Genomic DNA, 14,554 nt, shown 5'->3' with positions numbered 1-14,554 from the left:
CCAGCCTGGCCCGTGCGACCGCCGACGGCGTTCGCGAGCCTCTGAACCGTCGCGCCACCATCGGCATCAACTTCTAGGACGCCTGGACAAGGATCCCGATCCCGCAAGGATCGGGATCCTGACAGGAGTTCTGCCGATGAGCGGCATCAAGCCGTCGCCTCTTCCGAGGCGGCGGTTTTTTGCTGTTGGGAGTGTCAGGCCGGGCCCGGTTGAACCTTGACGGCGTCAGGCGTCAGGCGTCGAAGGTCGCTTCGATGACGTCGCAGACACGGCCGATGTCGGCGTCGGTCAGGGTGCTGCCCGAGGGCAGGCAAAGGCCGTTGGCGAACAGGGTTTCGGCCACCCGTTCATTGATCATCAGGGCGTCGCGGAACACCGGCTGCAGGTGCATGGGCTTCCACACCGGCCGGGCCTCGATGTTGGCGGCCTCGAGGGCGAGGCGAAGGCGATCAGGGCTGGTGACGAACTCCTGATCCATCACCATGACGGTTAGCCAGCGGGTGTGGCGCCGGCCGGGAGCCTCGGGCGCGAAGGCGACCCCATAGCGACCGCCGAGCCTGGACTCATAGCGATCGAAGATGGCGCGACGCCGGGCGACCCTGGCCTCCAGCGCCTCCATCTGGGCCAGGCCCAGGGCGGCGGCGAGGCTGAGCATCCGGTAGTTGAAGCCGACCTCGGCATGTTCGTAGTGGACGGCGGGCAGGCGCGCCGCGGCGGCCAGATTACGGGCGCGGGCGATCAGCGCGCCGTCCTCGGAAGCCAGCATGCCGCCGCCGCCCGTGGTGACGATCTTGTTGCCGTTGAACGAGAAGGCGGCGGCCGAGGCGCCATGGCCCGCGTGGCGGCCGTTAAGGGTGGCGCCGACGGCCTCGGCCGAGTCGAGGATCACGGGGACGCCGTGGGCGTCGGCGACCGCACGGATCGCGCCGATATCGCAGCACTGGCCGTAGAGGTCGGCGGGAACGATGGCGCGGACGGTCAAACCTTCCGTCCGGGCGCGATCGAAGGCCTGTTCGAGCAGCCGGGGATCGAGGTTCCAGTCGGCGGGGCTGCTATCCACGAAGATCGGTCGGGCGCCCGCGTGAACGATCGGACTGATCCCGCCGATGAAGGTCAGGGTCGGGGCGATGACGGCGTCGCCGGGCTTCAGGTCCAGCATCGTCAGGGCCAGATGCAGGGCGGCCGTCCCGGAGGAGACGGCCGTTGCATGGGCGAAACCGGTCGCCTCGGCGAAGGCGTGTTCGAAGGCCTCCACCACCGGTCCGGCTGAGGAGACCCAACCGGCGTCAAAGGTTTCGAGCAGGCGCTCACGCTCGGCGGGACCGATGTCGGGTGCGGAGAGAGGGATGCGGGTGAGGGCGGTCACTGGCGCAGGAGACGCCGCGTCGCCGATTCCTGCAAGCCGGAGATCAGCCGCCGGTTCGGATCAGGGCGACGTCGGAGGCGGGCTGGGCGGGGGTGTGACGATCAACCATCGACTGGCCCACGGCGATGACGACGGTGGCGGTGAGGACGGCGGACGCGACGGCCGCGCCGACCATCCTCGCGCCCTGCGCCAGACGCCCGTCGTCGCGATTCCAGATGTCCTGATCCATGCCGCTCCCCCGAGTCGTCAGCATGTCCTAGGACCACACCCGGAATCAGGACGCAAGTCACTGAACCGTGTGCGTTAACGATAAATCTCCCCACACCCCGTGCATCCCGGCGAAGGCCGGGATCAGGATCGACAGCCAGGCGGCCGGGGTGAACCGAACGCTCCCCGGCGGCGGCGGAGTTCGCCGTCTGGCCCCCGGCCTTTGCCGGGGGCGCACGGTGAGAGAAGCCGCGATCAGCCCGTGAAGGGGCGGATCAGGATCTCGACGCGGCGGTTCTGGGCGCGGCCCTCGGCCGTTGCATTGGACGCGACCGGGACGCGCGAGGACTGGCCGGCGACGAACAGACGCTCGCGCTGGACGCCGCTGCTGATCAGGGCGTCGGCGACGGCGAGAGCGCGGCGCTCGGACAGGGGCTGGTTGATTGCGTCTCCGCCCGAGGAATCGGTGTGGCCCACGACGTCCACCAGCGAGCGGTCGTATTCCGCCAGAACGCCGGCGACATCGCGCAGGACGGAATCGAAGCGCGGCTCGATGTTGGACTGGTTCACCGCGAAGGTGACGTCGGACGGCATGCGCAGGACCAGATTGTCGCCCTGACGCGCCACGCCCACGCCGCTTCCCGACAGTTCGGCCTCCATCGCGCGCTGCTGGCGGTCCATGTAGTTGCCGACGGCCGCGCCGCCCAGGGCGCCGACACCGGCGCCGATCAGGGCGTTACGACGGCCCTGCTCGCCGTCAGAGGTGTTGGTCAGATAGCCGAGGACCGCGCCGCCCAGGGCGCCGTAGATCGCGCCCGTGCCCGTGTTGTTGCGGCTCGGTGTCGAGGAATAGGGATCCATGGTGGTGCAGGCGCCGGCGCCCAGCATGGCGGCAACGCCGAGGCCCGTGACGATCAGGTTCATGCGCATAGGGAGTTCCTTTGAAAATGTGCGGGTTCGTATCCACCCGAAACGTGGGCTTACGGTGAAGGTTCCTGCCTGACCCCGAGATGAACGAACCGCGCGAATGCGGTATTGCGACCTCGATCTGCCAATTTGTGATGTCAGGGCGTATGAACGTCTCCCCCGGCGTCCTCGGATGGACTGCCGCGCACGAATTGAAAGGCCCGCCCGTGACCGCCACCCTCGCCGCCACTTCCGTTGCCGCCAAAGGCATCAAGCCCGTTTCGATGTCGCGCTACGACGCCGACTTCCAAGGCTTCAGCGATGAGCTGGGCGCCTCGTTCAAACGCTATGGCTTCGCTGTGATCGCGGATCACGGGCTGGACGAGGACGTCATCCAAGCGGCCATCGACGACGCCAAGGCCTTCTTCGCCCTGCCGGAAGAGGTGAAGCGCCTGTACCACCAGCCGGGTACGGGCGGAGCGCGCGGCCTGACGCCGTTCGGGGTCGAGGCCGCCAAGGGCGCGGCGGCCGTGGATCTCAAGGAGTTCTGGCACACGGGCCGCGAACTGCCGGAGGGCCATCCCTATCGCCAGTACATGCGCGACAACCTGTGGCCGACCGAGGTGCCGGGCTTCAAGCCGCATTTCTACGGGATGTTCGAGGCGCTGGATCAGCTGGGTCGCAAGATCCTGAAGGCCATCGCCCGGTACATGGAGCTCGGCGACGCCTTCTTCGAGGACAAGGTCGAGCTGGGGAACTCCATCCTGCGAATGCTCCACTATCCGCCGGTTCCGGCCGGGGCGCCGGGCGTGCGTGCGGGCGCGCACGAGGACATCAACGTCATCACCCTGCTGCTGGGCGCTGAAGAAGCAGGCTTGCAGCTGAAGGACGCCGACGGTCAGTGGCTGGAGGTCGCGCCGCCGCCGGGCGCCCTTGTGGTCAATATCGGCGACATGCTGCAGCGGCTGACCAACCACGTCCTGCCGTCAACCAGCCACCGGGTGGTCAATCCCGCGCCGGACCGGGCCAGCTTCGCGCGGTATTCGACGCCCTTTTTCCTGCACTTCAATCCAGACTATGTGATCGAGACCCTGCCGTCGACGATCACGGCGGAGAACCCGGATCGCTATGCCGGCAAGTCGATCATGGCCGAGGACTTCCTGACCGAGCGACTGAAGGAAATCCGGCTGCTTTAGTGGTTCCCTCTCCCGGTGGGAGAGGGATTGAGCGCCCGAGAGCCATCAGGCGATCGGTCTTGCGCGAAAGGGTGAGGGTCGGACCTCACCTCTAGCGCACGCCCCTCACCCTTTCGGCTGGCGCATCGCTACGCTCTGCGAGCCTCAAGCCCTCTCCCAACGGGAGAGGGTTGCTAGACGGCCGCTTCCGCCTGGACCGCGCCCGGGCTGGCGGCGAACTGGCCGCCGCGGCGGTAGCGCCACAGGTAGGACGGGGCGATGGCTTCCAGACCGGTCGCTTCGATATCGAGCGCCGACAGACCCTCGGCGTCCGGGGCCACGACATTGTCCGTCTTCAGCATCACCACCTGGTCGCGCGTCAGGACCGGCGCGATGCCCAGGACGGCGGTGATCTCGGCGAGCGAGCCGATGGCCGAGGCGGCGAAGAAAGGCAGGGGCGCCAGCAGGCGGCGGCGGCCGGTCTCGCGCAGGATGTATTCGAGGATCTGCTTGAACGACCAGACCTCCGGGCCGCCCAGTTCGAAGGTGCGGCCGGCGGCGTCGGTCCGAACGACGGAGCGGGCGATGGCCTCGGCGACGTCTCCGACCCACACCGGCTGGAATTTCGTCACGCCGCCGCCGATCAGGGGCAGGGCCGGAGACATCGTCGCCATGGAGGCGAAGCGGTTCAGGAAGCCGTCGCCGTTCCCGAACACGATCGAGGGACGCAGGATGACGGCTTCGGGCTTGATGGCGCGGACGGCGGCCTCGGCCTCGCCCTTGGAGCGGCCGTACTCGCCTTCGGCATGGGTATCGGCGCCGATGGCCGACATCTGGACCAGACGGCTGACGCCGGCGGCGACGCAGGCCCCGGCGACATTGCGGCTGCCCTCGACGTGGGCTTTCTGAAAGCCGCGACCCGGGGTTTCGAACAGGATGCCGACCAGGTTTACGGCCGCGTTCGCGCCCTTCAGGGCGGCGGCGACGTCAGCGGGGTTGGTGATGTCGCAGCGGACGGGCTGGATCTGACCCACATCGCCGAGGATGCGCAGGTCCTGGGCCAGGGCGGGCTTGCGCACGGCGACGCGAACGCGCCAGCCGAGACGAGCCAGGGCTCGGACGGCCTGGGTTCCGACGAAGCCGGAGCCGCCGAAGACGGTGACCAGACCGGGAGTGGATTCGGACATCGGGCGTTCCTTGAGCGGCGTCGTGAAAGCCCGCGCGGGCCTTGCAGGGCGGGGATAGACGATGCCCGGCGCCCCCGCAACGCAGGGGTGGCGCGCAAGCTGCGAGAAACCGCCGAAAACCGTGTTGACCCGCTCCGTGCACTGCCTTAAGGGTCCGCGCCTTCCGGTCAGGAACGCGTTTCGACGCGCGCCTCCGGGGCCCAGGTGGCGGAATTGGTAGACGCGCTGGCTTCAGGTGCCAGTGATAGAAATGTCGTGGAGGTTCGAGTCCTCTCCTGGGCACCAGTTTCAAACGGCGTCGCATCGCAAGATGCGGCGCCGTTTTTGTTTCTGCCCTCTCCCCTTGCGGGAGAGGGAGGCCGCGCACGGCGGCGTAGCCGTCGTCCTGGCGCGGTCGGGTGAGGGGTGACACCCTGTCTGGCCGGCGAGCCGCAAAACCCCTCACCCTTTCGCGCAAGTCCGATCGCGGGGCTCTCGGGCGCTCAAGCCCTCTCCCGCAAGGGGAGAGGGACTGCTAGACCGCGTCCATGACCGTTTATCTGCATGAAGGCGACCTCCCGGACGGCCTGGACCTGGGTCCCGAGGTCGCCGTCGATTCTGAGACCATGGGGCTGCGATTCCGCCGCGACCCGTTGTGCGTGGTCCAGCTCTCGGCCGGGGACGGCGACGCCCATATCGTGCGGATGAACCGTCCCGGCTACGACTGCCCGAACCTGAAGCGGCTGATGGCCGATCCGGACGTGCTGAAGATCTTCCACTTCGGCCGGTTCGACATCGGCATGGTGGAACTGCACCTCGGGGTCGAGACGCGGCCGGTCTACTGCACCAAGATCGCGTCCAAACTGGCCCGGACCTATACCGACCGGCACGGGTTAAAGGACGTGGCGCGCGAGATGGCGGGCATCGACCTGTCCAAGGCGCAGCAGTCTTCGGACTGGGGCGCGCCCGAGCTGTCGCAGGCCCAGCTGGAATACGCCGCCTCCGACGTGCTGCACCTGCACGTCATCATGCGCCGGCTGAACGAGATGCTGGTCCGCGAAGGCCGGATGGAACTGGCCCAGGCCTGTTTCGACTTCCTGCCGGTCCGCGCCCGCCTCGACCTGAGGGGCTGGGACGAGATGGATATCTTCGCGCACACATGACCTTCGACCCCGGCGAGGACAGGAATCGGGCCGACGAGGCTCGACTGGCCCAGCAGGCCGGTCGCTGGCGCTCGCGCTCCCGCCGGGTGCATCTGTACCGCCGCCTTCTGCCCATACTCATCGTGGTCCTGGCAGGCGGGGCCCTGACCTGGACCGTGTTCCGCACCGTCATGTCGGGCGTCGAGCGCGAGGCGAGCCAGTCGAAGGAGATCCGCCTCGACAACCCCATGTTCCACGGCCAGGACGCGGCGGGCCGGTCCTTTATCATCGGCGCCCAGGGGGCGGTGCGCGATCCGGCGACGGGACGGTTCCGGCTGAATGGCCCGGTGCTCAGGCTCAACCTCGGCGGCACCAAGGTGACCGAGATGACCGCCGACGCCGGGATCTACAACGAGCAGGCGCGCAGCGTGACGATCGGGCCGAACGTGCGGATTTCCGACGGAGGATCGGGCTTTACACTGACGACGCCGGAGGCCGTGGTCGATACGGCGTCGGGCGTGGTGACGGGCGACAAGGGCGTTCAGGGGCGCGGCCCTCTTGGAACCATCTCGGCAACGTCCTATGCCATCTATGAACAGGGCCAACGGGTCGTGTTCAGGGGCTCTGGCGACAACAAGGTGCAGGGGACCATCAACCCCGCTTCCGGTGAATGACATGAAGACCAGCCACCTCATCCTGACCGGCGCGAGCGTCCTGGCCCTCGGCCTGGGCGGCGCAGCCCTGGCGCAAACCCGTTCCAACGTCAGCAACCAGCCGATCGGCTACGGCGCCGACACGGGCGAGCTGACCAATACAGCGGTGTCGTTGCGCGGTCGGGCCGAGATCACGCAAGGCGACACCCGTCTGCGAGCCAACGCCATCCAGGGCGTGCGTGACGCCTCGGGCGGACTGACGCGAATCGAGGCAACCGGCGAGGTCTATTACGTCACCCCCAACGAGACGATCCGCGGCGACCGGGCGACCTACACCGTCTCCAACGCCACCGTTGTGGTGACCGGCGACGTCATCCTCACCCAGGGCCAGAACGTCCTGACAGGCGCCAGCCTGAGCTACAATGTCGACACCGGCGAGGCGCGGGTCGCGGGCGGGACGGCGGCCAACGGCGGCCGGGTGCGCGGCGTCTTCTATCCCGAAGGCGCCAACTAGCTCCTGATGGCCCGCAAGGAACTTTCCGCCCTCAATCTGGAAGACCGCGAGGCCGGCAAGGTCGTCGCGCCCGAAGCCGCGCCTGAAAAGGGTCTGCGGGTGCGCAACATCGCCCGGGCCTTCGGCGCGCGTCAGGTCGTCTCCGACGTCTCCCTGACGGTGCAGCGCGGCGAGGTGGCGGGCCTGCTGGGCCCCAACGGCGCCGGCAAGACCACCTGTTTCTACATGATCACCGGCCTGATCCCGGCGGACTCCGGCTCCATCTGGCTCGACGGCGAGAACATCACAGGCCAGCCGATGTACCAGCGCGCCCGCATGGGTCTGGGCTATCTGGCGCAGGAGGCCTCGATCTTCCGCGGCATGACGGTCGAGCAGAACGTCATGGCCGTGGTCGAGCTGAACGAGACCGGCAAGGCCATCGAGACCGAGACCACCCGCCTGCTGGAAGAGCTGCACATCGACCATCTGCGCCATGCGCCGGCGACCGGTCTGTCGGGCGGCGAACGCCGACGTGTCGAGATTGCCCGGTCCCTTGCCGGCAAGCCCAGCTTCATGCTGCTGGACGAGCCCTTCGCCGGTATCGACCCCCTGGCCATCGCCGACATCCGCCAGGTCATCCGCTATCTGGCCGGCGAGGGGATCGGGGTCCTGATCACCGATCATAATGTGCGCGAGACGCTCGACATCATCGACCGCGCCTCGATCATCTCAAACGGGAGCGTGCTTTTCGAGGGCACCGCCGACGAGGTCATCCACGACCCCGAGGTGCGCCGCGTCTATCTCGGCGATCTCTACGGCTGACGCGTAACGGCACCGGTTGGATCTGGCCGTGGACCGTCTCCCGCGCATGCGCCCGACGTGCGAAAGCCCGCGTTAACCGGTCGCGTTCATCCTGCCAGCAAGTTCCGGGCCACAATGGCTCGCTGGGGGCGTTCAGGGTGATTGGTCAGAGGCTCGAGGTTCGGCAGGGGCAGGGGCTGGTCATCACGCCCCAGCTGCAGCAGGCGATCAAGCTGCTGCAACTGTCCAACCAGGAGCTGGACGAATACGTCGAGGCCGAGCTCGAAAAGAACCCGCTGCTGCAGCGTGAGGAGCCGGAGGCCGGCGCGGAGGCCGCGCGCGAGGCGCCGACCGATTCCACCGAGCTGAGCTTCTCAGAGGCCGAGGCGTCGGAGCGGTCCTCGACCGTCGATGCGCGCGAGGACGACGTCTATGGCGACGCGACGCCGGGCGAACGCACCTCCGACCGACTGTCCGACGAGGCGGCCGAACAGCCGGGGCTGTCGGACTGGTCGGCAGCGGGCAAGGGCGGGTCGTTCAATGACGGCGACGGGGGCGAACGCCCGGAACGCCACGACCCAACCCTGTGGGAGCATCTGCAGGAGCAGGCGTCCTCGGCCGGGTTCTCGGCCACGGACCACGCCATCGCCCTGTCGCTGATCGACGGCGTCGACGAGGGCGGCTATCTGCGGGGCGAACTGGCCGAGATCGCCGACCGTCTGGGCTGCAGCCTTGAGCGGGTCGAGGCGGTGCTGGCGGTCTGCCACGGGTTCGAGCCGACGGGCGTCATGGCGCGGTCGGTGCCGGAATGCCTGAAGCTGCAGCTGGTCGAACGGAACCGGTTCGATCCGGCCATGGGCGCCCTGCTCGACAATCTGGACCTGCTGGCCAAACGCGACCTGTCGGCCTTGCGCAATGTCTGCGGCGTCGATGCCGAGGATCTGTCGGAGATGATCTCCGAGCTGAAGGCCCTCACGCCCCGGCCCGGCGCGGGCTTCGCCGGCGAGATCGCCCAGACGGTGATCCCCGACGTCCATGTCCGGCCCGACCCGGCTGGCGGCTGGCGGGTAGAGCTGAACTCCGACACCCTGCCGCGGCTGCTCGTCGACAAACGCTACCACGCCTCGGTTTCCGCCGGTGCGCGGACCGAGACGGAGAAGACCTTCGTCGCCGACTGCGCGGCCCAGGCCAACTGGCTGGTCAAGTCTCTCGACCAGCGGGCCAGGACCATCCTGAAGGTCGGGTCCGAGATCGTGCGCCAGCAGGATGCCTTCCTCGCCTTCGGCGTGGAGTTCCTGCGCCCCCTGAATTTGAGAACCGTGGCTGACGCCATCGGCATGCATGAATCCACGGTCAGCCGGGTCACCTCGAACAAATACGTCTCGACCCCGCGCGGCGTGTTCGAGCTGAAATTCTTCTTCACTGCCGCGATCCAGGCGACCGACGGGGGCGCCAGCCACTCCGCCGAGGCCGTGCGTCACCGGATCAAGTCGATGATCGATCACGAAGGTCGCGATGGCGACGTTTTGTCCGATGACCGGATCGTGGAGATCCTCAAGGAGGCCGGCATCGACATCGCCCGCCGCACGGTGGCCAAGTACCGGGAAGCGCTCAGAATTCCGTCGTCCGTCGAGCGCCGGCGCATGCTGAAGACGGGCTGATCGAACAACAAAGCGTGACCGTGAAAACGGTGTTCCCGATTGACACTTTTCGCGGTCGGTCGCGTTCTATCCCTATGCAAGTCCAAGTCAGCGGCAAGCAAGTGGATGTCGGCGAAGCGTTAGGCTCGCGCATCTCCCAGGAACTCGAAGACGGAGTCGGAAAATACTTCGATCGCGGCGGCCAGGACGCCGAGGTCGTGGTGTCCAAGGACGGCTACGGCTTCAAGGTGGACTGTTGGGTCCGCCTCGCGTCCGGGCAATCGCTCGTGACCACAGGACTAGGCGGCGACGCCCATGCGGCCTTCACCGACAGTCTCGAAAAGCTGGAGAAGAGGGTCCGACGCTACAAGCGCCGGCTCAAGGATCACCACATCGGACCCAAGGGCCTGTCGCCCGAGAAGACCGAGATGGCCGCCGCCTCCGTGGCCCGCAGCATCGTGCTGCGCAATCCCGACGATGACGTCGAGGATTCCCTGTTCGAAACGGCCGGCGACGACGACGGACCACCGCCCACGGGCATGGTCATTGCCGAAAGTATTTCGGAAATCCGCACCATCACGGTCGGACGCGCGGTGCTGGAACTCGACATGACCGGCTATCCGGTCGTGTTGTTCAAGAACGCGGCGCACGGCGGCCTGTCAGTCGTCTATCGCCGCCCGGACGGCAATGTCGGGTGGATCGATCCTGAACGCACCGCGTCGCTCAACGGACACGGTTCTGTAAACGGTTCTGGCGCATAAGACTTCCCAGGGGCGCGTGAACCGTCTAGACGGCGCGCGCCCCCTCAAGCGGGCCTGCCCACAACCTCGAGTATGAGTCGGGACGATCATGGACATTGGGGAACTGCTGGTTCGGGACGGAATCGTCCTGAAAAGCGGCGCGTCATCGAAGCGGCAGGCCTTGCATGTGCTGGCCTCCGCTGCGGCCCAGGCCATGGGCCTGGACGAGATTCGCGTCTTCGACGCATTGATGGAGCGCGAGGCGCTGGGCTCGACCGGTCTCGGTTCCGGCGTGGCGGTCCCGCATGCGCGCCTCGCCGGTCTGGACCGCGTCAAGGCGGTGTTCGTGCGCCTGGACACCCCCGTCGCGTATGACTCGGTGGACGATCGCCCGGTCGATCTGATGTTCGCCCTGTTCGCGCCGCCGCGCGACGGCGCTGAACATCTGCGCGCCCTCGCGGCGGTCTCACGGGCGATGCGCTCACCGGAGCTGCGCGAACAACTGCGCCAGGCCCGGACCGAGGATGCGATTCACGCCCTGTTCGTGCGCGACGCCAACGTGCCGGCGACGGCGGCCTGACGTCCAACCGTTCACCCCGGCCTTCGCGGGCGTGCACGGTGATGGCGCCTAGTGCACCGAAACCGGCGCGAGTTCGTGCGCCACGGCGGCGGCGAAGGCCGCCTCTCGATCCATCATCACCGCCAGCCGCTCACCGTCCGCACCGTGCACGGCATAGAGGGTTTGATCGGGATCGATGACCAGCCCGCTGGCGTCTTCCAGGGGCGCGTCGGAGATCGCGTCCGCCATCACGTCAGCGGCGGTGATCTCGCGCACGTAAACGAGGTCGGGCGCGCCCAGGCCGGCGAAATCCTTGTTGTTCATCATCGGCGTCATAAAGACCGCCTCCTTTTCAATTAGACAACGCCCGGATGCGCTGCGAGTTCGCAGGCGCGTCATGGCGACCGTATTCGGTTGAGATCAGCCGACGCTGATCGGGATTCGACGGACCGGTTCGACGTTCTCGGGCCGGAGCAGATCGACGTGCAGCAGGCCGTGCTCCAGCCGGGCGCCCTCGACCTCCAGACCGTCGGCGAGGACGAAGCTGCGGACGAAGCCGCGCGCCGCGATGCCGCGATGCAGAAAGGCCTGGTCCGGCGAGGCGCCTTCGCGCTTGCCGGCGATGGTCAGCTGGCGGCCTTCCATGGTGATCGCCAGGTCGTCGGGCGAAAAGCCGGCCACAGCCAGCGAGATGCGCACCGCGTTGTCGCCCCGCTGTTCGACATTGTAGGGCGGATAGCTCTCGGCCGCGGCCTTGGCGGCGCGGTCGATCAGGGCGCGGGTCTGGTCGAAGCCCAGAAGGAAGGGGCTGTCGAACAGCACGGTTCGGGTCGTCATGGTTCAGTCCTCGACAAGCGACTGCGGCCTTGATGCCCCCCGGGATCGGCGAGGCGTCGGCCATGATCCGATATGGGCAGGTGCGGCAGCGTGAGCAAGAGCATTGGTTTCGACCGGTTCTGGCCGATCATCCCGCCCGACGAGCGACCGGTTGCGACCCATCGGGGCAGCCACTAAGGTTCCTGGGCTCCGCCGACTTCCAGGCGCGCTGTTAACTTTCGTTAGCATCCAGATGGTTGCAGTTCAGGCGGTCGCCAGATGGCGCTATATCCGGTGATCATGTGTGGCGGAACCGGCACGCGGTTATGGCCGGCATCGCGCCCCTCTCGTCCGAAGCAGTTCATCCGTCTGGCGGGTAATCGATCCCTGCTTCAGGAGACGGCCGCTCGCGTCGCGTCGTTGGCCGGCGACGACGGGCGCCTGATCGTAGTCGGTGGCCTTGACCATCGCGTATGGATCATCGAGCAACTTGCCGAGCTTGAGATCGACGCCCAGATCCTGCTGGAGCCGGAAGCCCGTGATTCTGCGGCCGCCATGGCAGCGGCCGCCGTCTGGGCGGCCAGAAGAGATCCGGAGGCGAGCCTCGCCTTCGTCGCCTCGGACCATCACATTCCCGATCATCGGGCTTTCCGGGCGGCAATCATCGAAGCTGCGGAAAGCGCGGCCCAAGGTCGCATTGTCACCCTCGGCGTGACGCCGTCGGGACCGTCTCAGGCCTATGGCTACATCAAGCCATCAGGTCGCGGCCTGACGGAGGTGCAGGCCTTTGTCGAGAAGCCGGATCGCAACCTGGCCCAGACCTACGTCGACGCCGGCTACCTCTGGAACAGCGGCAACTTCATCGTCTCGGCGCAATCGCTCATCGGCGAACTGGCCACCCACGCGCCCGCCGTTCTGGAAGCCGTGCGATCTTCCCTCGAGACCGAGGACGCAGGCGATATCCAGACGCTCGGAGCGGCGTTCAGCGGCTCTCCCAAAATTTCCATCGACTACGCCGTAATGGAGAAGACCACCCGCGCCTCGGTGCTGGAGGTCGATTTCCTGTGGTCCGACCTGGGGTCCTGGGATGCGATCGCCGCCAGCGGCGAGGGGGATACCGGTCAGCATATCTTCGAGGGTTCCGAAGGCTGTCTCGTCCGGGCGCCCGACGGGGTTCTGGTGGCGGCGCTGGGCGTCAGAAATCTGGCGATCGTCGTCGAGGAAGACGCCGTCCTCGTCTGCGATCTGGCGCAATCTCAAAGCGTCAAGCAGGTCGTCGAGCGTATTCGCGCGACTTCGCCGCGCCATCTCGACTTCGCCAAGCCGGCGCCCGAGGATCTGGTCTCCGGCGCCGCCCGCTTCTCCGACTGGATGCGGCTGAGCGCCCTGCCGACCTGGGCGACCTTGGGACAGTCGGACGACGGCGCGTTCGCCGAAGTGCTGTCGCTTGACGGCCGGGCGCCGAAGTTGCCGCGCCGGGCGCGGGTTCAGGCGCGCCAGATCTTCGTTTACGCCAGCGCCGGGATGAACGGCTGGAAGGGGCCGTGGCGCGGCGTCGTTGAGCGGGGACTGGAGCAGCTGTACGCTGACTATCTGCGCCCCGACGGCCTGTGCCGGGCAGTTCTGTCCGCCGATGGCCGGCCGCTGGACGAGACCGCTTACCTTTATGACCAGGCCTTCGTGCTGTTCGCCCTGGCGACGGCGAAACGGGCGGGGATCTACGATCCGACTCTCGAGGCGCGGGCGGTGAAGCTTCGCGACGCTGTCCTGGCGGCGGGTCCGCCGAGCGGCGGGCTGATCGAGGCGGGCGACCAGCCCTGGCAGGCCAACGCCCACATGCATCTTCTGGAGGCCTGCCTAGGCTGGGAAACGGTCGGCAGGGACACGGGCTGGACGGTGCTGGCCGACCGGTTCGTCGATCTGGCGATGACGCATTTCATCGATCCCAAAGGCGGATTCCTGCGTGAGTTCTTCGGCCCCGACTGGGCGCCGGCGGCGGGTGATGACGGACGGCTGCTCGAACCGGGCCACCAGTTCGAATGGGCATGGCTGCTGGCCAGGGTCGCGCGCTCACGGGACCGCCCCGATCTGCTTGCGGCGTCCCGACGTCTTTATGCCCATGGCCGGAAGGGCGTGGCCGAGCGCCCGGCCATCGTAATCGACGCAATGAACGATGACGGCACGGTGCGGAGTGGCCGGGCCAGGCTGTGGCCTCAGACCGAATGGCTGAAGGCGTCGCTGATCCTGATCGAGAGCGCGAACGACGGTGAACGGCAGAGGCTGCTGGACGATGCGGCTGCGGCGCTACGCGCGCTCTGGCTCTATCTGACGCCCGACGGCCTGTGGCGGGACAAACACCTGCCTCAGGGCGGCTTCCTCGACGAGCCGGCGCCCGCCAGCTCGTTCTACCATATTGCCGCTGGCTTCGATCAACTGGCGGAAACTGGGCGTGCGGAGGGGCTGATTGGCTTGTCGGACCTGGATCTTTCCTGAGGGCTGCGCTGACCGTCGCCGCGCGGAGGTCGGTTGTCCAACGGGGGGCCTGGCTGGAAAGTGTTTGACCGTCACGCTGTCCGCATATCCGCATCTGTCGCCGCGATCCGCGCAAAACGCAAACTCACCAATCGACTGATCGCTGCGCGCGACGCCACGCGTCTGGGCCCGCACAGAATCGTGGATATGGTCCTGATCGTGGGCGACGGCGCCCTTGTTCAGGGCCGCGAGGACGTGACTACGGCCTTCGGCGCCGAGTTCGCCAACCCATCGTTCCTCTTGACGTGACCCCCTGAAACTCCTCCAGGAATAGCTAGAGTCCGCCCCTCGAAAGGACGGACAGAATGAAGCGATCGAGATTTACGGAAGAGCAGATCATCGGGATCCTGCGCGAGCA

Annotated in this window: 15 protein-coding genes and 1 tRNA gene; 10 read left to right on the top strand and 6 right to left on the bottom strand. The window is 67.3% G+C overall.

From position 1 onward, the window contains the following. Positions 1–232 precede the first annotated feature (232 nt). From ACP7AB_RS16465 to ACP7AB_RS16455, 3 genes are all read right to left on the bottom strand, one after another. Complete coding sequence (locus ACP7AB_RS16465) at positions 233–1,366, bottom strand: DegT/DnrJ/EryC1/StrS family aminotransferase (protein ID WP_425993006.1); 1,134 nt, start codon at positions 1,364–1,366, stop codon at positions 233–235. Positions 1,367–1,409: 43 nt separating this feature from the next. Further along, positions 1,410–1,595 (bottom strand): hypothetical protein, encoded by a 186-nt coding sequence (locus tag ACP7AB_RS16460; RefSeq protein WP_425993007.1) that lies wholly within the window; start codon positions 1,593–1,595, stop codon positions 1,410–1,412. A 233-nt stretch (positions 1,596–1,828) separates the two neighbouring features. After that, positions 1,829–2,503, bottom strand: coding sequence for an OmpA family protein (locus ACP7AB_RS16455; protein WP_425993009.1), 675 nt, complete (start codon positions 2,501–2,503; stop codon positions 1,829–1,831). A gap of 260 nt (positions 2,504–2,763) precedes the next feature. On the opposite strand from ACP7AB_RS16455, the gene ACP7AB_RS16450 reads away from it, so the two are divergent. Then, the gene (locus ACP7AB_RS16450; protein WP_425993031.1) at positions 2,764–3,675 is read left to right on the top strand and encodes an isopenicillin N synthase family dioxygenase; all 912 of its coding nucleotides are present in this window, start codon (positions 2,764–2,766) and stop codon (positions 3,673–3,675) included. Between the two features lie 173 nt (positions 3,676–3,848). On the opposite strand, the gene ACP7AB_RS16445 is transcribed toward ACP7AB_RS16450, so the two are convergent. Further along, positions 3,849–4,841 (bottom strand): complex I NDUFA9 subunit family protein, encoded by a 993-nt coding sequence (locus ACP7AB_RS16445; RefSeq protein WP_425993011.1) that lies wholly within the window; start codon positions 4,839–4,841, stop codon positions 3,849–3,851. A gap of 198 nt (positions 4,842–5,039) precedes the next feature. On the opposite strand from ACP7AB_RS16445, the gene ACP7AB_RS16440 reads away from it, so the two are divergent. The 8 genes from ACP7AB_RS16440 to ptsN all read left to right on the top strand — a co-directional run bounded on the left by ACP7AB_RS16440 (position 5,040) and on the right by ptsN (position 10,869). Next, positions 5,040–5,126 (top strand) — tRNA-Leu (locus ACP7AB_RS16440). Positions 5,127–5,368: 242 nt separating this feature from the next. After that, a complete protein-coding gene (locus ACP7AB_RS16435) occupies positions 5,369–5,983 on the top strand; it encodes a ribonuclease D (protein WP_425993013.1) in 615 nt (204 codons plus the stop codon). After that, positions 5,980–6,636: an LPS export ABC transporter periplasmic protein LptC gene (lptC, locus tag ACP7AB_RS16430; protein ID WP_425993015.1), complete on the top strand. Its 657-nt coding sequence runs from the start codon at positions 5,980–5,982 to the stop codon at positions 6,634–6,636. The genes ACP7AB_RS16435 and lptC overlap by 4 nt, the downstream gene beginning before the upstream one ends. A 1-nt stretch (position 6,637) precedes the next feature. Continuing rightward, positions 6,638–7,129 carry an LptA/OstA family protein gene (locus tag ACP7AB_RS16425; RefSeq protein ID WP_425993017.1) on the top strand — a complete coding sequence of 164 codons (492 nt, stop codon included), beginning with the start codon at positions 6,638–6,640 and terminating at the stop codon, positions 7,127–7,129. 6 nt (positions 7,130–7,135) lie between these two features. After that, on the top strand, positions 7,136–7,930 hold the full coding sequence (gene lptB / locus ACP7AB_RS16420; protein ID WP_425993019.1) for an LPS export ABC transporter ATP-binding protein: 795 nt from the start codon (positions 7,136–7,138) through the stop codon (positions 7,928–7,930). A 137-nt stretch (positions 7,931–8,067) separates the two neighbouring features. Then, positions 8,068–9,570: an RNA polymerase factor sigma-54 gene (rpoN, locus tag ACP7AB_RS16415; RefSeq protein ID WP_425993021.1), complete on the top strand. Its 1,503-nt coding sequence runs from the start codon at positions 8,068–8,070 to the stop codon at positions 9,568–9,570. Positions 9,571–9,644: 74 nt separating this feature from the next. Continuing rightward, positions 9,645–10,310, top strand: coding sequence for a ribosome hibernation-promoting factor, HPF/YfiA family (gene hpf, locus ACP7AB_RS16410; protein ID WP_425993033.1), 666 nt, complete (start codon positions 9,645–9,647; stop codon positions 10,308–10,310). A gap of 88 nt (positions 10,311–10,398) precedes the next feature. After that, entirely contained in the window at positions 10,399–10,869 is a 471-nt protein-coding gene (gene ptsN, locus ACP7AB_RS16405) for a PTS IIA-like nitrogen regulatory protein PtsN (RefSeq protein WP_425993023.1), read from the top strand. A gap of 48 nt (positions 10,870–10,917) precedes the next feature. On the opposite strand, the gene ACP7AB_RS16400 is transcribed toward ptsN, so the two are convergent. Both ACP7AB_RS16400 and ACP7AB_RS16395 read right to left on the bottom strand, forming a co-directional pair. Next, entirely contained in the window at positions 10,918–11,184 is a 267-nt protein-coding gene (locus ACP7AB_RS16400; protein WP_425993025.1) for a DUF1150 family protein, read from the bottom strand. Positions 11,185–11,268: 84 nt separating this feature from the next. Then, positions 11,269–11,685 carry an Hsp20 family protein gene (locus ACP7AB_RS16395; protein WP_425993027.1) on the bottom strand — a complete coding sequence of 139 codons (417 nt, stop codon included), beginning with the start codon at positions 11,683–11,685 and terminating at the stop codon, positions 11,269–11,271. Positions 11,686–11,943: 258 nt separating this feature from the next. On the opposite strand from ACP7AB_RS16395, the gene ACP7AB_RS16390 reads away from it, so the two are divergent. Continuing rightward, entirely contained in the window at positions 11,944–14,157 is a 2,214-nt protein-coding gene (locus ACP7AB_RS16390) for an AGE family epimerase/isomerase (RefSeq protein WP_425993029.1), read from the top strand. Positions 14,158–14,554: the final 397 nt, after the last annotated feature.

This window comes from Brevundimonas sp. TWP3-1-2b1 (assembly GCF_049896165.1).
In the GTDB taxonomy this organism is placed as follows: domain Bacteria; phylum Pseudomonadota; class Alphaproteobacteria; order Caulobacterales; family Caulobacteraceae; genus Brevundimonas; species Brevundimonas subvibrioides_B.
The sequence above is the reverse complement of the archived record's forward strand: the minus strand, read 5'-3'. Positions and strand labels throughout refer to the sequence as shown.